At 67.4% G+C, this 20,877-nt stretch carries 24 protein-coding genes; 12 read left to right on the forward strand and 12 right to left on the reverse strand.

The window, feature by feature from the left end:
• Positions 1-36: 36 nt before the first annotated feature.
• Complete coding sequence (locus tag NJQ44_RS13680) at positions 37-804, forward strand: DUF1405 domain-containing protein (protein ID WP_254271906.1); 768 nt, start codon at positions 37-39, stop codon at positions 802-804.
• Positions 805-818: 14 nt separating this feature from the next.
• Here the strand turns inward: NJQ44_RS13680 and NJQ44_RS13685 are convergent, their stop codons facing one another.
• Together NJQ44_RS13685 and NJQ44_RS13690 are read right to left on the reverse strand one after the other, a co-directional pair.
• The gene (locus NJQ44_RS13685) at positions 819-1,211 is read right to left on the reverse strand and encodes a hypothetical protein (protein ID WP_254271907.1); all 393 of its coding nucleotides are present in this window, start codon (positions 1,209-1,211) and stop codon (positions 819-821) included.
• A gap of 54 nt (positions 1,212-1,265) precedes the next feature.
• Entirely contained in the window at positions 1,266-1,442 is a 177-nt protein-coding gene (locus NJQ44_RS13690; protein WP_254271908.1) for a hypothetical protein, read from the reverse strand.
• A 104-nt stretch (positions 1,443-1,546) separates the two neighbouring features.
• On the opposite strand from NJQ44_RS13690, the gene NJQ44_RS13695 reads away from it, so the two are divergent.
• Complete coding sequence (locus NJQ44_RS13695) at positions 1,547-2,389, forward strand: hypothetical protein (protein ID WP_254271909.1); 843 nt, start codon at positions 1,547-1,549, stop codon at positions 2,387-2,389.
• A 14-nt stretch (positions 2,390-2,403) separates the two neighbouring features.
• On the opposite strand, the gene NJQ44_RS13700 is transcribed toward NJQ44_RS13695, so the two are convergent.
• Positions 2,404-5,124 (reverse strand): valine--tRNA ligase, encoded by a 2,721-nt coding sequence (locus NJQ44_RS13700; protein ID WP_254271910.1) that lies wholly within the window; start codon positions 5,122-5,124, stop codon positions 2,404-2,406.
• A 280-nt stretch (positions 5,125-5,404) separates the two neighbouring features.
• Here NJQ44_RS13700 and NJQ44_RS13705 point away from each other — a divergent pair, with 280 nt between their 5' ends.
• Entirely contained in the window at positions 5,405-6,832 is a 1,428-nt protein-coding gene (locus tag NJQ44_RS13705) for an FAD-binding oxidoreductase (RefSeq protein WP_254271911.1), read from the forward strand.
• On the opposite strand, the gene NJQ44_RS13710 is transcribed toward NJQ44_RS13705, so the two are convergent.
• From NJQ44_RS13710 to NJQ44_RS13730, 5 genes are all read right to left on the reverse strand, one after another.
• Positions 6,833-7,741 carry an HFX_2341 family transcriptional regulator gene (locus NJQ44_RS13710; RefSeq protein ID WP_254271912.1) on the reverse strand — a complete coding sequence of 303 codons (909 nt, stop codon included), beginning with the start codon at positions 7,739-7,741 and terminating at the stop codon, positions 6,833-6,835.
• Positions 7,742-7,788: 47 nt separating this feature from the next.
• Positions 7,789-8,223 (reverse strand): YgaP-like transmembrane domain, encoded by a 435-nt coding sequence (locus NJQ44_RS13715; protein ID WP_254271913.1) that lies wholly within the window; start codon positions 8,221-8,223, stop codon positions 7,789-7,791.
• A 106-nt stretch (positions 8,224-8,329) separates the two neighbouring features.
• Positions 8,330-9,826 (reverse strand): sodium:solute symporter family protein, encoded by a 1,497-nt coding sequence (locus NJQ44_RS13720; protein ID WP_254271914.1) that lies wholly within the window; start codon positions 9,824-9,826, stop codon positions 8,330-8,332.
• Position 9,827: 1 nt separating this feature from the next.
• A complete protein-coding gene (locus tag NJQ44_RS13725; protein WP_254271915.1) occupies positions 9,828-10,037 on the reverse strand; it encodes a DUF3311 domain-containing protein in 210 nt (69 codons plus the stop codon).
• Positions 10,038-10,113: 76 nt separating this feature from the next.
• On the reverse strand, positions 10,114-10,458 hold the full coding sequence (locus NJQ44_RS13730; protein WP_254271916.1) for a tRNA-binding protein: 345 nt from the start codon (positions 10,456-10,458) through the stop codon (positions 10,114-10,116).
• A gap of 53 nt (positions 10,459-10,511) precedes the next feature.
• Between NJQ44_RS13730 and NJQ44_RS13735 the strand changes: the two genes are divergently transcribed.
• On the forward strand, positions 10,512-11,228 hold the full coding sequence (locus tag NJQ44_RS13735; RefSeq protein WP_254271917.1) for a sugar phosphate isomerase/epimerase family protein: 717 nt from the start codon (positions 10,512-10,514) through the stop codon (positions 11,226-11,228).
• Between the two features lie 127 nt (positions 11,229-11,355).
• The gene (dnaG, locus tag NJQ44_RS13740; protein WP_254271918.1) at positions 11,356-12,612 is read left to right on the forward strand and encodes a DNA primase DnaG; all 1,257 of its coding nucleotides are present in this window, start codon (positions 11,356-11,358) and stop codon (positions 12,610-12,612) included.
• Between the two features lie 168 nt (positions 12,613-12,780).
• Here dnaG and NJQ44_RS13745 read toward each other — a convergent pair whose 3' ends face one another.
• Together NJQ44_RS13745 and NJQ44_RS13750 are read right to left on the reverse strand one after the other, a co-directional pair.
• A complete protein-coding gene (locus tag NJQ44_RS13745; protein WP_254271919.1) occupies positions 12,781-13,197 on the reverse strand; it encodes a GNAT family N-acetyltransferase in 417 nt (138 codons plus the stop codon).
• Between the two features lies 1 nt (position 13,198).
• Positions 13,199-14,542, reverse strand: a complete 1,344-nt coding sequence (locus NJQ44_RS13750) for a DUF92 domain-containing protein (RefSeq protein ID WP_254271920.1) — start codon at positions 14,540-14,542, stop codon at positions 13,199-13,201.
• A gap of 102 nt (positions 14,543-14,644) precedes the next feature.
• Between NJQ44_RS13750 and NJQ44_RS13755 the strand changes: the two genes are divergently transcribed.
• Complete coding sequence (locus tag NJQ44_RS13755) at positions 14,645-15,253, forward strand: undecaprenyl diphosphate synthase family protein (protein WP_254271921.1); 609 nt, start codon at positions 14,645-14,647, stop codon at positions 15,251-15,253.
• Between the two features lie 101 nt (positions 15,254-15,354).
• On the opposite strand, the gene uppS is transcribed toward NJQ44_RS13755, so the two are convergent.
• Positions 15,355-16,269, reverse strand: coding sequence for a polyprenyl diphosphate synthase (uppS, locus tag NJQ44_RS13760; RefSeq protein WP_254271922.1), 915 nt, complete (start codon positions 16,267-16,269; stop codon positions 15,355-15,357).
• Positions 16,270-16,372: 103 nt separating this feature from the next.
• On the opposite strand from uppS, the gene NJQ44_RS13765 reads away from it, so the two are divergent.
• Both NJQ44_RS13765 and NJQ44_RS13770 read left to right on the forward strand, forming a co-directional pair.
• Positions 16,373-16,567 carry a cold-shock protein gene (locus NJQ44_RS13765; RefSeq protein WP_254271923.1) on the forward strand — a complete coding sequence of 65 codons (195 nt, stop codon included), beginning with the start codon at positions 16,373-16,375 and terminating at the stop codon, positions 16,565-16,567.
• A gap of 111 nt (positions 16,568-16,678) precedes the next feature.
• Complete coding sequence (locus tag NJQ44_RS13770; RefSeq protein WP_254271924.1) at positions 16,679-17,089, forward strand: DUF5778 family protein; 411 nt, start codon at positions 16,679-16,681, stop codon at positions 17,087-17,089.
• Positions 17,090-17,122: 33 nt separating this feature from the next.
• Here NJQ44_RS13770 and NJQ44_RS13775 read toward each other — a convergent pair whose 3' ends face one another.
• On the reverse strand, positions 17,123-17,407 hold the full coding sequence (locus tag NJQ44_RS13775) for a DUF7577 domain-containing protein (protein ID WP_254271925.1): 285 nt from the start codon (positions 17,405-17,407) through the stop codon (positions 17,123-17,125).
• Positions 17,408-17,521: 114 nt separating this feature from the next.
• Between NJQ44_RS13775 and ahbB the strand changes: the two genes are divergently transcribed.
• The 4 genes from ahbB to NJQ44_RS13795 are packed head-to-tail and all read left to right on the forward strand — an operon-like array spanning position 17,522 to position 20,863.
• A complete protein-coding gene (gene ahbB, locus NJQ44_RS13780; RefSeq protein ID WP_254271926.1) occupies positions 17,522-18,577 on the forward strand; it encodes a siroheme decarboxylase subunit beta in 1,056 nt (351 codons plus the stop codon).
• A gap of 3 nt (positions 18,578-18,580) precedes the next feature.
• Positions 18,581-19,228: a precorrin-2 dehydrogenase/sirohydrochlorin ferrochelatase family protein gene (locus NJQ44_RS13785; RefSeq protein ID WP_254271927.1), complete on the forward strand. Its 648-nt coding sequence runs from the start codon at positions 18,581-18,583 to the stop codon at positions 19,226-19,228.
• Positions 19,225-20,565 (forward strand): glutamyl-tRNA reductase, encoded by a 1,341-nt coding sequence (gene hemA, locus NJQ44_RS13790; protein ID WP_254271928.1) that lies wholly within the window; start codon positions 19,225-19,227, stop codon positions 20,563-20,565. The genes NJQ44_RS13785 and hemA overlap by 4 nt, the downstream gene beginning before the upstream one ends.
• 7 nt (positions 20,566-20,572) lie before the next feature.
• The gene (locus NJQ44_RS13795) at positions 20,573-20,863 is read left to right on the forward strand and encodes a hypothetical protein (RefSeq protein WP_254271929.1); all 291 of its coding nucleotides are present in this window, start codon (positions 20,573-20,575) and stop codon (positions 20,861-20,863) included.
• The last annotated feature ends 14 nt before the right edge of the window (positions 20,864-20,877 follow it).

A 20,877-nucleotide genomic window follows, 5' to 3' on the forward strand; every position in this document is an offset into this window, starting at 1 on the left:
GCTACCGTTTTGGCCGCCCCACTCTACCGCTCGGACATGGCTACAGAGGAGGGCGTCGGCGCGCGCATCGAGGCGCTCGTCGCACGGGTGTTCGACGACCGGTTGCCCGCGCCGGAGGGACTGCCGCGGTACGTCGCACCGCTCCCGCGATGGCTGGAGAACGTCGGCCTCCGACTGGCGTGGCCCATCGCCATCGTCAACCTCCTCGGGACGCTCTTCGGCTTCTGGTACTACGCGGGCCGACCGCTGAACCTCGCGCCGCCGCTCGTCGAGGGGCAACTCGGGGCGGCCCCGGTGCTGGCGTATCCGCTCATCCCCGACTCGCCCGTGGCGACGATGTTCATCGGCCTCTCGTTCGTCGCGTGGAAACTCGACTGGGACGCCCAGTGGCTCCACATGCTCGCCTTCTTCGGCTGTATCAAACTCGGCCTGTGGACGCCGTTCGTCCAGTTGGTCGTCAACGGCGTCGGCTCGATTCCGCTGTGGCTCTACTGGTTCCTCGTCCTCTCGCACATGGCGATGGCCGTCGAGGCGTTCCTCATCCACCGCTACGCGAGCTTTTCGGTTCCCGCGGTGGCCGTCGCCGTCGTCTGGTACGGCTTCAACGACGTGGTCGACTACTTCGTGCCGGTGCTGGGCGGCCCACATCACACCTGGCTCCGCGGCGAACCCGTCGTCGCCGCCTACCAGTTCGACCACACCGTCCTCGCCCACGACCTCGCGGCGGGATGGGCTGTCGTCCTGACGATTCTCGCGACGTTTCTCGCTCTCTCGACGCGCATCGAGAAGGTGAAGCGACGCTGACCGACCGCACAGCCTCAGTTCTCGGCGTCGGCCGTCGACCGTTTTGCGTGGATAGATAGCCCCATTGCCACGAACACGCAGACGAGCGCGCCGACGCCGACGGCGGCCGCTGCCACGTCCCACGGGAACGACCGGCCGATGCGACCGAGCACCGACGGTTCGACGCCCGTCCTGTCCAGCAGGCGGGCCTGCGTCCCGGCGTAGTCGAACCCGAAGGCGACGCTCGCGACGCCGATACCCGCGAGGCCGACGCCGCCGACGCGGGCCGACAGTCGTTCGGTGCGGGACTCGGCCCGCCGACGGAACAGCCACCCGTAGCCGGTGCCGACGGCGACGCCGAGGAGTCCGCCCCCGAGCGCCGACAGGAACGGGACGGCAAAGAGCGGGTCAGAAAGCGACTGTAACACTGGCGGACCCACACGACGGGCCAGCAAAAAAGTACGTGGCGGTCAGTCGCCGTCTCAGATAGTGAAGGGGTCGTCTTCCTCGCGCTGTTCGAGGACCCACTCCAGTTCCTCGATGGCGCGCAGTATCGCCACCTCCGCCTCGTCTTCCAGTTCCGAGGAGGGCGGGTCGTGGCTGTCGTACTCGGCTCGAAGCGCCTCGATGCGGTCGCGAATCGCCGATTCGTCCTGCATACAGGGTCTAGCGGCGCATCAACATTGACGGTACTGGTCGCGGCGATGGCCGCGGGGACGCGGCGAACAGCCATATACCTGACAGCCGAACAGACACTTCGACAGTGGCTCCCAACGCGACGGCCGCCGACGGACAGCCCACCGCGGTAGCGCCGCGGCGGCCTGCGCGAGCGATGGCCGCCGCCGTCGGGACGTTCGTCCTCTGGACCGCCGTCACGTACCTCCTCGAAGGCCGACTGCGAACGCTTCTGCGTCCCGAAGCCGCGTTCGACCGCGTCACCTACGCTCTCGTCGCGAACGTCCTCGTGGGTACGGTGCTGGCTCTCTGGGTCACCCGCTGGGTAGTCCTCGCGGGTCACCTCTCGCCCGAACGTCTCGGCCTCCGCTCCGCCCGCCGGACGGCGCTTGCCGTCGTCGTCGCGGGGGCGCTGGGCGGCGGCCTCTTTGTGCTTCAAGGCCCGCCGTCGACGGACGTGGTCGTGGTGACGAACGCGTTCGCACAGGTCCTCGTCGTCTCTATCGCCGAAGTCGTGGTCTGCTGGGTCCTGCTCGGCGGAACGGTCGAGTGGGCGCTGTCGGAACGGACCGACCAGCGCGTCGCGACGGTCGGCGCGTCCCTGCTCGCCAGCGCCGCTTTCGGCGTCTATCACGTCGCCCACAGCCCACCGTTCAACACGCCAGCGATGGTCGGTCTGCTCACCGTCGTCGGCCTCGGAACCAGCCTCGTCTACTTCGGCGGCCGGACGCTGTACGGCGCGCTGGTCTTTCACAACACGCAGGCGCTGTTCGGCGTCACGCAGGCCCTGGCCGCGAGCGGGCAGTTGGCGGCCTTCGAGACGCCGCAGGTTCCGCTGTTGGCGATGGCGGGATTCGCCCTGTTCGTGTTGGTGGTCGCGGAACGGACGCTGGTCAGGCGTGCCGCCTCCGAAACACCGACCGCAGAATAGGCGCGACCGGTCGCTTACCGGACGACGACGACGGCGTTCTCCGTCTCGGTCATCTCGCCCTCGCCGGAGTAGGTGCGTGACTCTTCGACGGCGAACATCTCCGCGTCGAGTTCGAACTCGCCACCGGCGACGACCAGCGTGTCGCCGTCGATTTCGTAGTCGCCCTCGGCGATGGCGGCGTCGATGTCGCCGACGGAACTCCCGAACTCCGGCCCGACGACGGAGTAGTCGAGGTCGATGTCGCTGACTTCGGTGGTGATGTCCGGGGCGTCCGCGAACGTCTCCAGCGTGTCGACGTGCATCGCCTCGGCGATGGCCGCGGCGAACCCGTCGACGTGGCCGTACACCTCGACGTGTTCGAGGTCCGCGTTCAGCGGCAGGCCGTTCTCGGTCTTGTAGCGGCGGAGCGCGGAGACGACTTCCATCGCCGTCTCGCCCGCGTCGAGGTCGGCCTCGTAGCCGCCCGCGACTGGCCAGTCGGTGGTGTGGACCGACTCGGATTCGTCGTAGATGCGGTCCCACAGTTCCTCCGTGATGTGCGGGAGGAACGGCGCGAACAGTTTCAGGAAGGTGCGGTGGGCGGTGAGGAGCGTGTACTCCGTCGAGGCGTCGCCGCCGTCCGAGAGTCGCTGTTTCGCGATTTCGAGGTAGTCGTCACAGAACGTGTTCCAGAAGAACGAGCGCAGTTCGTTACGGGCCTTCGAGAACGCGTAGTCCTCGAACTTCGCCGTGACCGAGTCGATGGTCGCGTCGAGTTCGGCCAGTAGCCAGCGGTCGACGGCCGAGAGGTCCTCGTCGGCCACGTCGCCGACGGCGTCGTGGGCGGGCGTGAGTTGGTCGACGAGGCGGGAGGCGTTCCAGAGCTTCTGGAGCAGGCGCTCGCCCGCTTCGAGGTCGCCCTCCTTGTACGGGAAGTCGTCGCCGATGGAGGTCCCGGCGGCCCAGTAACGGGCGGCGTCGACCGGGAAGTTCTCCAGCACCTCGCTGGGCGGGATGACGTTGCCCTTGGACTTCGACATCGCCTCGCGGTTCTCGTCGAGGACCATCCCGTTGACCATGACGTTCTCGAAGGGCACCTCGTCGGTGTGCTCGTAGCACTTGACGACGGTGTGGAACAGCCAGAAGGAGATGATGTCGTGGCCCTGCGGGCGCAGGTCGAACGGGTACAGTTCGTCCATCGCCATCTCGAAAGCGCCGTCGGTGATGGACTGGGGTTCGTCCTCGTCGCTGTCGGTGGCGTCGTCCGCGGTCCACTCCCACCCGGCGTTGACCAGCGGCGTGAGCGAGGAGGTGGCCCACGTGTCGAAGACGTCCTCCTCGGGCGTGAACGTGTCGTGGCCACAGGACGGACAGTTCTCGACCGGCGGGTCGTCCGAGAGCGGGTCGGCGGGCAGTTGGTCGGGTTCGGCGAGGACCGGGTCGCCGCAGTCGTCGCAGTACCAGACCGGAATCGGGATGCCCGAGTCGCGCTGTCGGGAGATACACCAGTCCCACTCAAGCCCCTCTATCCAGTGTTGATACCGGCTGTACATCTTCTCCGGGAACCACTCCATGTCCCGACCGGCCTGCAGGTACTCTTCCTTCTTGTCGAGCAGTTTGATGTACCACTGCTCGGTGACGAGGTACTCGACTTCGACGCCGCAGCGCTCGTGGACCTGCACGGTGTGCTCGTGGTCGCGCGATTCCAGCAGGTACCCCTCGACGTCCAAGTCCTCGATGATGGCGGCGCGGGCCTGCGTCGTGCTCATGCCCTCGTAGTCGCCCGCGACTTCGGTCATCGTCGCGGACTCGTCGATAGCCAGACGGAGGTCCAGGTCGTGGGCCTGATACCACTCGATGTCGTTCTGGTCGCCGAACGTACAGCACATGACGAGGCCGCTACCGGTCTCCATGTCGACGCGTTCGTCGGCGATGATGGGGACCTCTTGGCCGAACAGCGGGACCTTCGCGGTGCCGCCGACGAGGTGCTGGTTCTCGTCGTCGTCCGGGTGGACGAACACGGAGACACACGCCGGGAGGAGTTCCGGGCGCGTCGTCGAGATGGTGAACGTCTCGTCCTCGACGGGGCCGTTCGCGTCTTCCACGAGGTCGAAGGCGATGTCGTTGAACTTCGTGTGTTTGTCCTCGTCTTCCTGTTCGACCTGCGAGATGGCCGTCTCGCAGTCCGGACACCAGATGGTCGGCGCGCGCTGGCGGTACTCCCGACCCTGTTCGTACAGGTCGAGGAAGGAGAGTTGGGAGATGCGCTGGACGCGCGGTTCGATGGTCTTGTAGGTGTTGTCCCAGTCGACCGAAATCGCGAGCGACTGCACGTCCTCGGTGAACTCGTCCTCGTACTCCGTGCAGACGGCGCGGCACTTCTCCTGGAACTCGCGGCGCTCGAAGTCCTGATGCCGGATGCCCAGTTCGCGCTCGGTCAGGCGCTCGGAGGCGATGCCGTTGTCGTCGTAGCCGAAGGGGAAGTAGACGGTGTCGTCGGCCATCCGGTGGTAGCGGGCGACGAAGTCCTGCAGGGTGAACTGGTAGAGGTGGCCCATGTGCAGGTTGCCCGACACCGTCGGCGGCGGCGTGTCGATGCTGAATCGGGTGTCGGCGTCGCCGTCGTAGGCGTAGGTGTCCGCGGTCACCCAGTGGTCTTGCCACTTCGGTTCTATCTCGGCGGGGTCGTACTCCCCGTCGAGGGACTGCTGGTCGGCGGGCGATTCGTCGGTCGGCGGGTCCTGTGTGTCACTCATGTGTAGACTGTGGCGGGTCGGTCGAAAACGGTGCGCGCGTCGGCGGTGGGGATTAGTGGGGCGTGGAGACCCCTACTACGGGTCCGAGAACGGGTCGGGAGACTGCTCGACGCGCCATTACCTATACGTGGGCCAACCGGGGGCTAAACGACTTCGGTTTGCCGTCGCTCGGCGGCGGTCGTTTGCGAGTCTCGCGCCGGGCGCTATCGAACGAGTACGTGATGACAAATATGTATCAAGCGTTATCGCTGAGAGTGTAGAAGTGTTAGATTGATAATAGATGTCCCAACGACTCGACGACAGCGAACTGACCGAGCGCATCGACGACCTCCGGGCGGCGTTCCGGGGCGAAATTCTGCGTCCCGACGACGAGGGGTACGAGGAAGTGCGGTCGGTGTGGAACGGCATGATAGACCGCAGACCCGCGGTCATCACGCGGGCGACCGGCACCGCCGACGTGGTCGCGGCCGTCGACTTCGCGCGGGAGGCCGGACTGGAACTGTCGATTCACGGCGGCGGCCACAACGCCGCGGGCAACGCGGTCACCGACGGCGGCCTGATGCTGGACCTCTCGCCGATGGACGGCGTGTTCGTCGACCCGGCGGCACGGACGGCGTGGGTCGGCGGCGGGGCGACGCTGGGCGACATCGACAGCGAGACGCAACTGTTCGACCTCGCGGCCCCGCTGGGCGTCGTCTCGGAGACGGGCGTCGCCGGACTGACGCTCAACGGCGGCTACGGCCACCTGTCGCGGGAGTTCGGTCTGGCCGCCGACAACGTCGTCTCGGCACAGGTGGTGACCGCCGACGGCGCGGTCCGAATCGCGAGCGAAGACACCAACGAGGACCTGTTCTGGGCGATTCGCGGCGGCGGCGGGAACTTCGGCGTCGTCACCGCCTTCCAGTTCCGACTCCACGATATCGGCCCCGAAGTGTACGGCTTCTTCCCGTGGTTCCACGGGGACGACGCGCGGACCGTCTTAGAGGGGTTCCGCGAGTGGACCGAAGACGCGCCGCGACACGCGAGCGCCATCCCGTTCGTCGCACACGTGCCCGAACTCGAGGAGTTCCCGGAGGCCGCGTGGGGCGAACCGGCCGTCGCGCTCCTCGGCGCGTACCGCGGCGACGACTTTTCGCAGGCCCCCGTGGTGTACGAACCGATACTGGAGCGCGCGACGCCGCTCGCGGACCTCAGCGGACCGATGAACTTCGTCGACCTCCAGTCGATGCTCGACGAGGACTACCCGGACGGCATGCGTTACTACTGGAAGTCCATCTTCGTCGCCGAGGCGAGCGACGAGGTGTTCGACATCATGGTCGAGTACAACGAGTCGGCTCCCTCCGACCTCTCGACCGTCGACCTCTGGCACCTCGGCGGCGCCGTCGCCGACCGCCCGCAGGACGCGACGGCGTTCTATCACCGCGATAAGCCGTTCATGGTCACCTTCGAGGCCAACTGGGAGGACCCCGAAGACGACGACGCCAACATCGAGTGGGCGCGCGAGGGGTTCGCCGCGCTGGAGTCGCTCGACATCGCCTCGGGCCGCTACGGGAACTTCCCGGGGTTCGCGGACGACCCGGCGACGATGCTGTTCGGCGATAACTACGAGCGACTGGTCGACGTGAAGACGGAGTACGACCCCGAGAACCTGTTCCGTCTGAACCAGAACATCGCGCCGCGGGGCTGGGAAGAGGGCGGGGACAGCTAGCTAGCGCAGGTCGTGGCCGCGGTCCTCCGCAGAGTGCGCCCGGACCCACAACTCGCCGATGCGCGAGAGGCGGGTGCGGTAGGACTTCCCGTGTTCCTCCTGTTCGATGTAGCCCTTCCCGCCGGGGCCGAGTCGGTCGACGTTGTAGATGACCTTCGAGCGGAACGAGTCGGTGTACTCCTCGCCCATGTCGCGGGCCAGTTCTTGGGCCAGTTCCGAGACGGACTCGAACTCCCCGTGTTCGCCCAGCGTGAACAGGATGACCTCCTCGAACGGCTTGACGTTCGAGAAGGAGGCGACCGGGAGTTCGACGATGTGCGACCCGTCAATCTCCTTCGCGCCGATGGTGGTCCCGCGCTCGTCGAACTCGTCTAAGAGGTCCAGCGCCGCGTCCAGTCGGCCGTCCACCCGGTCGTCCACGCCGTCGCCCGCCCGCAGGTCTTCGAGCAGTGCGACCTGCTTGCGCAGTTCCTCCGCGAGTTCTGTCTCCAGATACTTCTCGGGGACGGTGTAGTAGGTGTGGATGCGGTCCCGGTCGCCCTCGCGCTCGACCATGATGGAGTGGGCCGCCGTCGCGAACGCGAAGGAGACGGTCCGCGGCATCGCGGAGACGTTGACCCACACTTCGCCACCCGCGTCGAGTTCGGCGTTGATGAGTTCGAAGGCCTGCTCGAACGCCTCGTCGTAGTCGTACACGTCGGCGACGACGACCCGTTCCGTCTCGGCCCCCAGCAGGTTGCTGTAGTCTTTCTCCAACTTCTCGGCGAGGTTCCGCGAGTACTCGACGTTGGCTTCCGACCCGACCGCCCCCTCCAAGAGGATGACGCGGTCCACGTCGAGGCGCTCGCGCACCAGCGGCGCGATAAGCCGGTCGTAGTCGAAGCCGACCGGGACGATGTGGGTCTGCATACGTACCACACCGTCCCCCGCAGTATAAAAACAACCAGACTCCGCACTCAGTTGCAGTCGTCGTGAACGATGTCGCCGTCGGCGTTCGGGCCGCGGGACTGCCCCGAGCGGATGGGGTCGCCGCAGGCGGCACAGGTCAGCCAGTTACTGCGGGAGTCTGCTCCGGCGTCCGTTTCGATTACCACGGGCTCCGAGTCGGCGTCCGCCGTCTCGCTGTCTCCGGCATCGTCCGTCGTGTCGGCGTCTATCTCGGCGACCTCGACATCGTCGTCGCCAGCGCTCGTGTCAACGCCGAGGGCGTCGTTGACGCCGCAGTACTTCGTGCTCGCGGTGTATCCGAACGCGACCGCACCAGCGGCGGCGAGGAGACCGCGGAAGCGCTTGCCGTTCCGGAGCGAGCGAATCGCCGCGATAGTGAGAATTACCGCGAGGACTGCGCGAGCGAGACGGTCACGACCGCCGACGTTCTCAGTGACGTCCATACGTGTTCTGTCGGCCCGGAGACTCTTGTAGGTTGACGTACCGGACGTTCTGACGCGCGGGCAGTCCGCCCGACGCGCGAGTGCCCGCAAGGACTGTGTGGCCGCGTCAGTCCGCGTCGGCGGGGTCGATACGGTAGGCGGCGCGGTTCTCCTCGGGCGCGGCCGACGTGACAAGCGAGACGCCGACGGTCAACAGGAGTCCGAGGACGATGCCGACGATGCCCGGCGACCAACCCATGAAGTACTGCGCCGCGTTCGGGACGAAGAACACCGTCGCGCCGTAGAACACCTGCGTCCCGACGACGCCAGCGTACATCCCGTAGCGGGTCGTCCCGCCCCAGTACAGCGCCAGCGCGACGGGGACGGTCAACTGCGCGAACCCGCTGAACGCGGTGTCGCCGATTTGGACGAGCGTGCCCGGTGAGTAGAGGCTGGCGACGAACGACAGCGTGGCGAAGACGACGACGCCCACGCGGGCGACCAGCGCCTCCCGTGCGTCTCCCGTGTCGGCGTCGCCCTCGCCGAAGACCCGCTTCAGCGGCCGGTACACGTCACGAGTGAGGTACGACGACCCCGACAGCAGCATCGAGTCGCTGGAGGACATCATGGCGGCCATCGCCCCCGCGATGACCAGCGCCGCGAACCACACGGGCGTGTACTCGGCGAGCAGTGCGGGAACGACGTTCCCGCCCTCCGGAACCGTCACGCCCAGTCCGGCCGCCCACGACCCGAGCATGAACGCCGGGACGAACAGCAAGAGCACGAGGACGGGCCACAGCGCGAACGTCCGCTTGAGGACTTTCTTCGACCCGGCGGCGAAAAAGCGCTGGTTGATCTGCGGGAACATCGTCACGCCGAAGGCGATGCTCACCGCCGTCGAGATGATGTACTGCGGCGTGTAGAGGCCCCCGCCGAGCGCCAGGAACTCGGGGTTCGTCTCGGCGAGCGCCGCGGTGGCCTGTCCCGCCCCACCGACGGAACTCAGGAGCCACGCGACGGCGGCCCACACCAGCGAGAGCATGAACAGCCCTTGGATGGTGTCGGTCCACGCGACGCCGCGCATCCCCGAGACGGCGACGTAGGCAATCATGAACAGGGTGATGCCGCCCGCGCCGACCCAGAACGGGACCGCGCCCTCCGTGAGGCCGACGATGGCCTGTCCCGCCCCCTTCTGCTGGAGCATCACGTAGGGAAACAGCCAGACGAGGCTGACGACGGCGACGACGACGCGGAGAAGCGTCGACCCGAAGCGGTCCCCGAGCATCTCGCCGAGCGTGACGTAGCCGTGGCGCTTGCCGACGAGCCACTGCTTGTAGCCGAGTACGTACCAGAGGATAGCGAAGATGATGCCGTCCATCACGCCCATCACGAGAATCCACTCCGGTCCGGCCGCAAAGGCGACGTTCGGCCCGCCGAAGAAGGTAAAGGCCGACAGCAACGTCGCGAACGTGGTAAAGAGGAGGACGACGGTGCCGAGCGTCCGACTCGCGAGGTAGTAGTCCTCCGCCGTTCGGTCGGTCAGGCGGTACGCGAGGACGCCGACTACCAGCGCGACGACCATGTACGCGCCGACGATACCGAGTTGCAGCGCGGTGTTCGCCATCTCAGTACACCTCCTCGACGCCGACTCCCCAGTCAGTCCGCGCGAAGACGGCGAAGACGACGCTCGCCAGCACCATCCAGCCGATGTGCCACCAGAGCCACAGCGGCAGTCCGGCGGCGACAGTCGCGCTATCCCAGAGGAACCACGGCACGGCCAGCACCGTCAGCACGAGGCCGACGACGGCCCAGCCGACGGTTCGCGTGACGCTCATGTGTGACGTTTGCTAGATACTCCGCGTACTAAGAGGTGTCGAACCTTCACAGGCGAGTTCTGAAGAACTTTCGTCTTCAGTACACGCGGGTCCCCGGTTCCACGTCGCGTTCGGTCGTGAGGTGGACGACGCCCTCGTCGCCGTCGACGCCGGTGACCAGACACTCGCTCTCGAATCCGGCGATGGAGACGGTCCCGAGGTTGACGACGGCGACGACCTGTGCGCCGAGGAGGTCGTCGCGGTCGTACACGTCGGTCAGGCCCGCGGCCGACTGAAGCGTCTCCTCGCCGAAGTCCACGTCGAGTTTGTACACGTCCTTGCGGGCCTCGGGGAAGTCCTCGACGGCGACGACTTCGCCGACGCGCATCTCCACGTCTTCGAGGAACCTGGCTGGGTCGATTCGGGCTTCGTCGAATCCCATACACGTCTGTTCGGGGGAACGGTTATTTCACCGTCGCGGTCGGACTCCGTGGTATGCGCACAGCAATTCAGTTGTGGACCCTCCGAGACCTCGATACGCCGCAGACGGACCTGTTTGGAGCCATCGCCGACGCCGGATACGACGGCGTCGAGTTCGCGGGCGTCGACGACCCCTTCGAGACGGCGCGGGGGATGGACGACGCCGGACTGCTCGCGGCGGGCGCACACGTCGGAGCGGACGAACTCCGGGCCGACCCGGACGCTATCGCCGAGGAACTGTCGACGCTATCGGTACCCTACGTCGTCGTTCCCTACCTCGATTCGGACCACTTCGCCGACGCGGCGGCCGTCGACGAGACGGCGGCGATGCTCGACGACCTCGCACTCGCGATGGACCGGCCGCTGCTGTATCACAACCACGACCACGAGTTCGTCCCGGTCGGAACCGAGACGGCGTTCGACCGACTCGTCAGCGAGACGACCGTCGGCATCGAACTCGACGCGGGCTGGGCACACGCCGCGGGACGGGACCCCGTCGCCCTCCTCGCGGACCTCGACGGCCGCGTCCCCGTCGTTCACCTGAAAGACATGACCCCCGACGGGGAACCCACCGACCTCGGCGACGGCGTCGTGGACCTCCCCGCGGTGGTCGAGGCCGCCCGCGACGCCGGGACCGAGTGGCTCGTCTTCGAGCACGACGACCCCGAGGACCCCCTCGCGTCGATGGAACGGGGCATCGAGGTGATGGACCGACTGCTCGACGACGGCTGAGACCGCCCTCACGACGGCGGAACGATGTCGGTGACGCCAAGCTTATTTGGCTCGTCCTCGCCTATCGAAACATAGTGACAGCGGTCTGTCGCCCGCCGTTCCCCGACGGACCGACCGCTCTGGAACCATGCACGACACAGCCAAATACCTGATACACGCGGACATCACCGCCGCCGGCGTCGTCGAGCGAAGCGACGTGGTCGGTGCGGTGTTCGGTCAGACCGAGGGTCTGCTCGGCGAGGAGTTGGACCTCCGGGACCTCCAAGACTCGAAGAAAGTCGGTCGTATCGACGTGGAAATACGCTCTGAGGGCGGCCAGTCCTTCGGCCAGATTACGGTCGCCAGCGGCCTCGACAGGGTCGAGACGGCCATCCTCGCGGCCGCCTTAGAGACCATCGAACAGGTCGGCCCCTGCCGGGCCGAGATAGCCGTCTCGGACATCGAGGACGTACGGAGCGCGAAGCGCCGCGAAGTCGTCGACCGGGCGACGGAACTGCTCGCCGAGTTCGAAGCCCACTCCGTCCAGACCGAAGACATCGTCGAGACGGTGCGCCAGCGCGCCCGCGTCGAGGACATCTCCGAGTACGAGGGCCTGCCCGCCGGTCCCCGTGTCGAGGATTCGGACGCCATCGTCGTCGTCGAGGGTCGGGCCGACGTGCTCCAACTCCTGAAGTACGGCGTCAAGAACGCCATCGCGGTCGAAGGCACCGACATCCCCGAGGCCGTCGCGAACCTGACGAAAGAGCGAACCGTGACCGCCTTCTTGGACGGCGACCGCGGCGGCGACCTCATCCTGAAGGAACTCGCGCAGGTCGGCGAGGTGGACCACGTCGCCGTCGCGCCCCGCGGCCGGTCGGTCGAGGAACTCTCCCGCCGCGAGGCGATGACGGCGCTCCGCGATAAGGTCCCCTACGACGTGTTCGCCGACGCCGACTCCGTCGAGGCCATCCACGAGGAAGCGGCCCGCGCCGACGGGAGCGAGGTGGCCGCCGCGCAGGCCCAGGTCCCGAGCGGCGACGCCACCGAGACAGGCTCCGACCCGGCCGACGCAAGCCCGGGAGAACCGGCGGAAGCCGCCGCGGACGGGCAGACCGACGACCCGGTGACGCTCTCGGACCACGTCGACGCGGTCATCCGCGCCGAGAGCGGGACCGTCCGACTCTTAGACAGCGACCTGACCGTCCTCGCCGAGGGCGACGCCGAGGACGTGGTGTCGCTCGTCGCCGAGGCGTCGGGGACGCCGACGACCATCGTGCTGGACGATACCTGCTCGCAGAAGGTCCTCGACGTGGCCGCCCAGCGCGGCGTCGACGTGGTCGTCGCCACCGGTGACGGCGACTACGTCAAGCAACCGACGAGCGTGCAGGTCCGGACAATCGGCTAGAGTCCCTTTTTACGCTAAAAAGGCCAGAATCGCCGACGGCGATTCCGGTATCTGTCGGAGCGCAGCGACGACAGGCACGTCAGTGCTACGCTCTAACGAGAAACCGCGACGCTCCGTGTCGCGCGAATGCTCGTGGAACCCGCTATGAGTCTCCGAAACGGCCCACACTCACAGCTCTCGAACAAGTAGCACGCCGTCGCCGTCCTCGTAGTGGTCGGGGATGCGCTCGGCGACGGTGTACTCGAACCCGTCGTAGAACGACCGCGCCCGCTCGTCGTCTTCACGGGCGGTGAGTCGAACCGTCTCGAATCCGCCCGCCCGGAGGCGTTCCAACAGCGCCGTCATCAGCGCCGTCCCGTGGCCCTGCCCCTGCATCGCCGGGACGACGGCGAACTCCGCGACGTACGCGACCGGATGGTCCGGGACGACGAGCGCGTAGGCGATGGGGCCGCCGATGTCCGTAACGAGCACCAGCGGCGGGCCGTCGATGGCCACGTCGAGCAGTCCCGGCCACGGTTCGTCGAGGGCGGCCGTCTGGATGGCGCCGAGTCGGTCGGCATCGTCGGGACGGGCTTCGCGAATCATCTCAGACGAGACCGGCGGCGAGAACGATGCCGACGCCGGTCAGCGCCGCAGCGAACGTCGCCAGCGTGTTGACGCCCTGATTACCGACGACGGTTCCCTCCACCGTCGCGCCGAGGAGGCTGTCGACGGTCATTCCGACGAACCCGCAACAGAGGACGACCGCCCCGCCGACGGACCCGACGCTGTCGAGCGTGAGCGCGGCGATACCGGCGATGATGGCCGCGCCGACGAGACCAGCGACGACGCCCTGCCACGTGACGCCGCCGTCGGTGCCCGGTTCGACCGGCTTGAGCGTCGTGATGAGTCGCGGGTTGTCGTAGAGGCCGCCGAACTCGCTGGAGAACGTGTCCGTCATCGCGGCGGCGACGGCCCCGGCGAACGCGTACAGGAACAGGTCCGGGTCGACGGCGATGTGGCTGGGACTGGCCGCCCACGCGAGGACGGCGACGAGGGCGACGATGGAGTTCGCGAGGACGTTCCCGCTCCCGCGCGCCCCCTCGTTCTCCTCGGCGATGCCGCGGTCCTGTTTCTCCTCGTAGCGGTACTTCGTCGAGAGGCCGCCGAGGCCGAAGAACGTGATGAGCATGGCGAACCAGCCGTAGCCGCCGAGGACGATAGTGAGGAGCGAGAGGAGGACACCGGTGAGCATCCCCGGGAGCGAGGCGGTGTCGAGCGCGTAGGCGACGTAGCCGAGGACGGCCGAGATGCCGAGCGCGACGAACACCCGCTGTGTGGCGACGGTCGGGTCGAGTTCGAAGAACAGCCACAACAGGAGGCCGACCGAGAGCATCACCAGCGGGTCGTCGCGCTCGAACAGTACCGACCGGAGGAGGGCGGCGACGAGCGCGCCGGTCGCGGCCAGAAACAGCACGTCGCCGGTCGGTATCGAGAGTCCCTGAATCGCCGCGGCACCCAACTGCCCGGCGGCGCTGGCGAGGAAGCCGACGACGACGAACCCGGCGGCTCCGAACACCTCGTCGGTGTTCACCTGTCGCGCGAGTCGCTGGCCGAGGTTGCCGTAGGCGACGAGAAGCACCGTGCCGACGAACACCCACACCGGCAGTTCGAACTGGACCGCGATGAGCGCCAGTCCGGCCGCGGCCAGTGAGAAGGCCGTCAGACCGTAGAGCTTCCCGTCCTCGTAGTCGCCGGGGCGGGCGAACAACTCGAACAGGGCGCTCCCTTGGTCGATGGCGGTCATCGCGAGGACCGCGACCAGCACGAACGGACCGGTCGCGGCGACAGTCGCGAGGGCGGGTGAGTCGAGGCCCGTCGCCAGTGGCACGAGAAACGCGAGCGTCCCCACCACGGCGAAGGCCCCGGCACGGCGGACTGTCGAAGTCACGTTCCGCCGGTATCCCCGAGAGCCACTTACTCTTTCCGAACGACCGAGGACTCCAGTCTTCGGACCGTGAGGTTTAGGCGAACGCTGGCTGTACCCGTCGGCGTGGGTCTGTACGACCGCTATCTCGCGACGCGCCTGCGGATGAGCGACGCCACCCTCCCCGAGACAGTCGCACTGGTCATCACCGAACGCGACCTCCTGAGCGACGGCGCGTACACGACCTTAGAGCGGTTTTTCGACTGGGCGGTGCAGTACGAGGCCGACACCGTCGTCGTCTACGTCAGCGTCTTAGACGAGGAGGTCGTGCCGACGCTCCGGCGCGAACTGTCGTCGATTCGCGCCCCGAAATCGGTCGCCGTCCGGGGCCCCGACGACGAGACGGTAGCCGACGCGCCTATCCAAATCTCCATCGGCCTCGGCGGCCAGTCGGAGTTCGCCACCGCCGTCCAGAAACTCGCCGAGAGCGTCGACGACGGCGAGTTGACGCCCGAGGACATCGACGAGGCCGCCGTCGAGGAGCACCTCGTCTTCCCGACGAACCCGGACCTCGTCATCAAGACCGGCGCGGAACGGCTCTCGGACTTCATGATTTGGCAATCGGTCTACTCCGAACTGTACTTCACCGACGTGAACTGGCAGAACTTCCGCCGACGGGACTATCTGCGGGCGTTGCGGGATTATCAGGAGCGGCAGCGTCGATTCGGCCGGTAGGGCGAACGCCGAAAGACGACCACAGCGAGTCGTTCGGAAGTTCGGCCGATAGAACGAATCCTGCCGAACGAACGCGGTGAGTCCGACCGGAAGGTGAGCGGTCAGTCGGCGGCGTCGTACTCGTCGTCGACGGCGGCCCGTTCGCTGTTCGGCAGGGCGTCGCGGAACCGGCCGAGGATTTGGCGGGCCTGGGGCACCTCGGCGTCCTCGACGGCGCTGACCAGCGCCAGCGCGCGCCGGGCGCGGGTCGTCCGCCACGAGTCCTCGCGGTTCTGGTAGACCCGGATGGCGCGCAGGAAGTCTATCTTGCGAAACTCCGGCCAGTAGGGCGTACAGAAGAACGTCGCGGCCTCGTTACCGTTGGCGTGCCACGGCAGGAAGTTCGAGGTTCGCTCGTCGCCGCCGGTGCGGATGATGAGGTCCACGTCGCGGGTCGGCCCCTCGTAGAGTCGCTGTTCGACGGTGTCCACCGAAACGTCCTCGGGCGAGAGTTCGCCCGCGTCGACGGCCGCGGCCACGTCGCGGGCCGCGCCGAGCAGTTCCGCGCGCCCGCCGTACGCCAGCGCCACGTTGAGGTTCAGGCGGTCGTACTGAGCGGTCCGGCCCTCCGCGTAGTCGATGGCGTCCTGTACGCGGTCGGGGAGCATCGACGTTTCGCCGATGGCGCGGATGCAGACCCCGGCGTCGTGGACCCGGTCGGCGTCGGCGAAGGTCCGTAACTTCTGCTCTACGAGGTCGAAGATGTGTTCGCGCTCCTCCTCGGGGCGGTTGAAGTTCTCCGTCGAGAAGGCGTACAGCGTCACCTCGCGGACGCCGAGTTCGTCGCACCAGTCGAGCAGTGCTTCTGTCGTCTCGGCGCCCTCGCGGTGGCCGTCGCTCGTGTCTGCACCCTTCTTCCGGGCGTAGCGCCGATTGCCGTCCTGAATGACGGCGACGTGGCTCGGCGCACCGGACAGTTCCGAGCGAAGGAGGCGTTCGTAGGCGGCGTAGCCGAGACGGCGGACCCGCTCTCGCATCACACGTAGCATATCAACGAACCGATAAGGCGTTTGTGGCTCCGAGCGCGTATGTGAGTTCGCCGCATGGTTTTAATACTCGGAGCGCTTACAGGAACATGCAATGGCGACCGGTACGGTAGACTTCTTCAACGACACGGGCGGTTACGGCTTCATCGACACCGAGGACTCTGACGAGGACGTCTTCTTCCACATGGAGGACGTCGGCGGTCCCGACCTAGAGGAAGGGCAGGAAGTGGAGTTCGACATCGTGCAGGCGGACAAGGGTCCGCGTGCCGAGAACGTCAAACGGCTGTAAGCGAACTAACACGCTCGAGTCCGTTCTTCGAGCGTGTCCGACGGTCGCGAGCGACAGCGCTCGCGGCCGTAATCCGAAGTACATTAACGACGCGCGAGCGGAGCGTCCGGTATGAGCGACGCTGACGCACTCGACGAGGACCTCTATCGACGGACCAAACAGCTACTCGAACCCGGCGAGATTCAACTGAACGGGGCCGTCGTCCACACCGAATACGACGGGAGCGACGAGATAGAGATGATGCAGGCCACCATCGACGTGGGCGAGATTATCGCCGAGGGGTACGGCATGGACCCGACGGACACGTTCGTCTACTCGGGGAGCGACGACTCGAACTTCGCCTCGAACCAGCACCAGGGCCTCACCCTCGACGGCGAGGAGTTCGTCTGGGAGTGCCAGCAACTGCTCCGCAACGGGTCGTTCGACCTCGTCTTCTACTACGAGGCCAGCGCCGACCACGAGGCCATCTTGGACGCCATCGAGGAGCACGGCTTCGAAGTCACGGGCGTCCGCGGCGACTGAGCCGCTGGTCCGACGAAGGGCGTCGACGGCCCGCTAGTCCGCCAGTCGCTCCTGACAGTTGTGACAGTAGGTGTAGTTCGGTCCGTTCGCCGACCCGCAGAACCGGCAGGTCCGCGCGTCGACGCCCGCGCGCTCGAAGTAGGCGTTCAACTGCCCGGTGTCGAGTCCCGCCCGTTGGCCGCTGAACTGCTCGACGAGCGTGTCTTTCGCGGCGTAGTCCATGAGGCGGAACATGACGACGAAAAACAGCGGCGCACCCACCAGTACGAACAGGTACACCCCCAACCGCACCGCCAGTTCCGCCGTCGTGATGGTCACGCGATACGTAGGGGCCCGACGCGCTAAAGCACACTGGCAGGAACGGCGCCGCGCGCCCGCTCCCCGCCCGGCCGTCCCGCGCTACTTTTATTCGCCGAGTCCCGACCAGTTGGTATGAGCGAAGACCTCGGGACGGTCGACAGCGCGATTCTCAACGCGTTTCAGGGCGGGTTCCCGGTCGTCGAACGCCCCTTCGAACCGGCGGCCGCGGCGCTCGCCGACCACGGCGTCGAGGTGAGCGGGGCCGAACTGCTCGAACGCGTCAAGCGACTGGACGAGGAGGGCGTTCTCTCTCGCTTCGGCGCACTCATCAACGCCGAGGCAATCGGTGGGACGGCGACGCTCGTGGCGACGCACGCCCCCGAGGACACCTACGACGACCACGTCGAGATGGTCAACGCCCACCCCGAGGTGGCCCACAACTACGAGCGCGAACACCCCTACCTGAACATGTGGTTCGTCCTCTCCGTGGTCGAGGAAGGCCGCGTCGAGGAGGTACTGGCCGAAATCGAGGCCGAGACGGGCGAACCGACGTACAACCTCCCGAAACAGCAGGAGTTCCACGTCGGCGCGAAGTTCCCCGTCGAGGGACCGCAGACGCAGGCCGTCGACTGTTCGGACGCCGGGCCGGACGTGACGCCGACCGACCGGCAGTCGCTGACCCCCGCGGAACTGGACCTCGTCCTGGAGATTCAGGGCGGCCTGCCGATTACGGAGACGCCCTACGCCGACGTGGCCGACGCCATCGGCGCGGACACCGAGTGGGTCGTCGAGACCATCAAGCGGTTCAATCTGGAGGGGAAGGTCCGCCGCGTCGGGGCCATCCCGAACCACTACGCGCTGGGCTACTCGGAGAACGGGATGACCGTCTGGGACGTGCCCGACGACGTCATCGACGAGGTGGGACCCGCCATAGCCGAGTTCGACTTCGTCACGCACTGCTACGAGCGGCCCCGTCACGAGGGCGTCTGGCCGTACAACTTCTTCGCGATGACTCACGGCCGCAGCGAGGCGGAGAGCGAGCGACGCATCCAGCAGGTCCACGACCGGATGACCGAGTACTGGGACGTGGCCGACGACGACTGGGACACGCTGTTCTCGACGCGCATCCTGAAGAAGACGGGCATCAGACTGGACGACCGGGCCGAAGCCAACGTCGAATCAGCCTGAGCCATGATTCCGCTCCTCCACGACTTCACGGGCGAGACGGTCCTCGTCGTCGGCGGCGGCCCCGTCGGCGCGCGGAAAGCCCGCCGCTTCGCCAGCGAAGCGCGCGTCGTCGTCGTGAGTCCCGACTTCGCCGACCGCGAGTTCGGCGATGCGGAACTCGTTCGCGCCGCGCCCGACGCCGAGGCGGTGCGGGAGTGGGTCGCCCGGACCGACCCAGCGCTGGTCGTCGCCGCGACGGACGACGCGTCTGTGAACGACGCTGCGGCCGAGGCCGCCCGAGAGCGGGGTGCGCTCGTCAACCGCGCGGACGACCACGGCGAGCAGTCGTTCGGCAACGTCGTCGTGCCCGCGACGGTGCGGGACGACCCCGTGATGCTGGCGGTTGCGACCGGCGGCACGTCGCCCGCGCTGTCGAAACACCTCCGCGAGCGGTTCGAGGCGGAGTTCGCGGGCGCTGGCGCGATGGCCGAACTGACGGGCGAATTACGCGAGTCGCTCAAAGCCGACGGGGTCGCACCCGCCGACCGCCGGGCGGCGGTGCGGGCGGTGGTCAGAGACGCCGAGGTTTGGAAGGCTTTAGATAGTGGCAGGTCCAACGCACGGCAAGTAGCTACAGCCGTGATAGAAGACCAACTGGGTGAGACTGCGTGAGAGAGCAAGGCTCCATCGTGGGCGTCCGCGTCTCCCACGAATGCGCGTCGGTCGACGAATTAGAGGCCGCAGCGGTCGAGAGCCAGCGCCACGCCGTCGAGACGCTGCTCTCCCGACCGGGCGTCGAGGAGGCGCTGGCGCTCCAGACGTGCAACCGGACCGAGGGATACGTCGTCGTCTCCGACGACGAAACCGGCCGCGACGCCCTCTCGCTGTTCACCCACGGCGTGCCAGAGGACGTGGTGGTCGAGATGGACCACGAGGAAAGTCTGCGCCACCTCCTGCGAGTGGCCGCCGGACTGGAGTCCATCGTCCTCGGCGAGGACCAGATTCTCGGCCAGTTGCGCGACGCCTACGAGGACGCCCGCGGCGTCGGCGGCATCGGTCGGCTCTTAGAAGACGGCGTGACGAAGGCCATCCACGTCGGCGAACGCGCCCGCAACGAGACGGGTATCAACGAGGGCGTCGTCTCGCTGGCCTCTGCGGCCGTCCGCCTCGTCGACCGCGAGTGCTCGCTCACCGGCGAAACGGCGCTGGTCGTCGGCGCTGGCGAGATGGGGCAACTGGCGGCGAAGGCCCTCTCGGAACACGTCGAGCGTGTCATCGTCGCCAACCGGACCGTCCCGCACGCCGAACACGTCGCCGAGACCATCGACGCCGAGGCCAGCGCCGTCGCACTTGACGCCGTCTCGGCGGCCGTCGAGTCGGCCCGCATCGTCGTCACCGCGACGGGCAGTAGCGGCCACGTCTTCGACGCGGCCACCTTCGACGGAGCGGGCGAGACGTACGTCGTCGACATCGCCCAGCCCCGAGACGTGCCCGCGGAAGCCGCCGACATCGCGGGCGTGACCGTCTACGACCTCGACGCGCTGGAGTCGGTGACCGACGAGACGCGCGCCAAGCGCCGCCGTGCCGCCGCGGAAGTCGAGCGCCTCGTCGACGAGGAGTTCGGCCACCTCCTGACCCAGTACAAGCGAAAGCGCGCCGACCGCGTCATCTCGGCGATGTACGAGAGCGCCGAACAGGTCAAGGCGGCCGAACTCAACACGGCGATGGCCGGGGCCGACTTCGACGAGGACCAGCGCGAAATCGTCGAGTCGATGGCCGACGCCATCGTCTCGCAACTGCTGGCCGCGCCGACCCGGAGCCTCCGGGACGCCGCCGAAGACGACGACTGGTCGACCATCCAGACGGCGCTCGAACTGTTCGACCCCGATTTCGGCCCGGGCAGTGGCGGTCCGCCAGCGTTCGTGGAAGACATGGCTATCGAGGACATCCCCGAGGGGATGCGCGAGGAGATTCCCCCCGCCGTCCTCGACCAGTTGGCCGACGACTGACCCCCCGATGGTCAGTCTCCTCCCGTTTCTCGTCGGCGTCGGCTTCGTCGCCGCCGCCGTCGGCGGCCTCTACGAAGTGACCGAGTACACCGAGTCACAGCGCCGCGAGGAGCGCCGCTTGGTGCAGGCGTACACGTTCGGGAGTCTGCTCGTCCTCGTTCTCGGACTGGTCGCGGCGTGGCTCGGCCTCCGGAACACCGGGATTCCGACGTGGCTGTTCGCGGCGCTCACCGTCTCCGTCCTCGCCGTCGTCCTCGTCCAACGACGGCTCAGGAAACGGCTGGGCCTTCGGGACTGACGGGGCGACACAAC

Source organism: Haloarcula marina (assembly GCF_024218775.1).
Taxonomy (GTDB): domain Archaea; phylum Halobacteriota; class Halobacteria; order Halobacteriales; family Haloarculaceae; genus Haloarcula; species Haloarcula marina.

What these genes read in the sequence shown, in the direction of transcription:
- NJQ44_RS13765 (WP_254271923.1), top strand. Translation starts at nt 16,373, where the DNA reads ATGGCGACCGGTACGGTAGACTTCTTCAACGACACGGGCGGTTACGGC.
- NJQ44_RS13725 (WP_254271915.1), bottom strand. Translation starts at nt 10,037, where the DNA reads ATGAGCGTCACGCGAACCGTCGGCTGGGCCGTCGTCGGCCTCGTGCTG.
- NJQ44_RS13770 (WP_254271924.1), top strand. Translation starts at nt 16,679, where the DNA reads ATGAGCGACGCTGACGCACTCGACGAGGACCTCTATCGACGGACCAAA.
- NJQ44_RS13785 (WP_254271927.1), top strand. Translation starts at nt 18,581, where the DNA reads ATGATTCCGCTCCTCCACGACTTCACGGGCGAGACGGTCCTCGTCGTC.
- NJQ44_RS13735 (WP_254271917.1), top strand. Translation starts at nt 10,512, where the DNA reads ATGCGCACAGCAATTCAGTTGTGGACCCTCCGAGACCTCGATACGCCG.
- NJQ44_RS13730 (WP_254271916.1), bottom strand. Translation starts at nt 10,458, where the DNA reads ATGGGATTCGACGAAGCCCGAATCGACCCAGCCAGGTTCCTCGAAGAC.
- NJQ44_RS13795 (WP_254271929.1), top strand. Translation starts at nt 20,573, where the DNA reads ATGGTCAGTCTCCTCCCGTTTCTCGTCGGCGTCGGCTTCGTCGCCGCC.
- NJQ44_RS13720 (WP_254271914.1), bottom strand. Translation starts at nt 9,826, where the DNA reads ATGGCGAACACCGCGCTGCAACTCGGTATCGTCGGCGCGTACATGGTC.
- NJQ44_RS13710 (WP_254271912.1), bottom strand. Translation starts at nt 7,741, where the DNA reads ATGCAGACCCACATCGTCCCGGTCGGCTTCGACTACGACCGGCTTATC.
- ahbB (WP_254271926.1), top strand. Translation starts at nt 17,522, where the DNA reads ATGAGCGAAGACCTCGGGACGGTCGACAGCGCGATTCTCAACGCGTTT.
- NJQ44_RS13690 (WP_254271908.1), bottom strand. Translation starts at nt 1,442, where the DNA reads ATGCAGGACGAATCGGCGATTCGCGACCGCATCGAGGCGCTTCGAGCC.
- dnaG (WP_254271918.1), top strand. Translation starts at nt 11,356, where the DNA reads ATGCACGACACAGCCAAATACCTGATACACGCGGACATCACCGCCGCC.
- NJQ44_RS13700 (WP_254271910.1), bottom strand. Translation starts at nt 5,124, where the DNA reads ATGAGTGACACACAGGACCCGCCGACCGACGAATCGCCCGCCGACCAG.
- NJQ44_RS13745 (WP_254271919.1), bottom strand. Translation starts at nt 13,197, where the DNA reads ATGATTCGCGAAGCCCGTCCCGACGATGCCGACCGACTCGGCGCCATC.
- NJQ44_RS13715 (WP_254271913.1), bottom strand. Translation starts at nt 8,223, where the DNA reads ATGGACGTCACTGAGAACGTCGGCGGTCGTGACCGTCTCGCTCGCGCA.
- NJQ44_RS13680 (WP_254271906.1), top strand. Translation starts at nt 37, where the DNA reads ATGGCTACAGAGGAGGGCGTCGGCGCGCGCATCGAGGCGCTCGTCGCA.
- uppS (WP_254271922.1), bottom strand. Translation starts at nt 16,269, where the DNA reads ATGCGAGAGCGGGTCCGCCGTCTCGGCTACGCCGCCTACGAACGCCTC.
- NJQ44_RS13705 (WP_254271911.1), top strand. Translation starts at nt 5,405, where the DNA reads ATGTCCCAACGACTCGACGACAGCGAACTGACCGAGCGCATCGACGAC.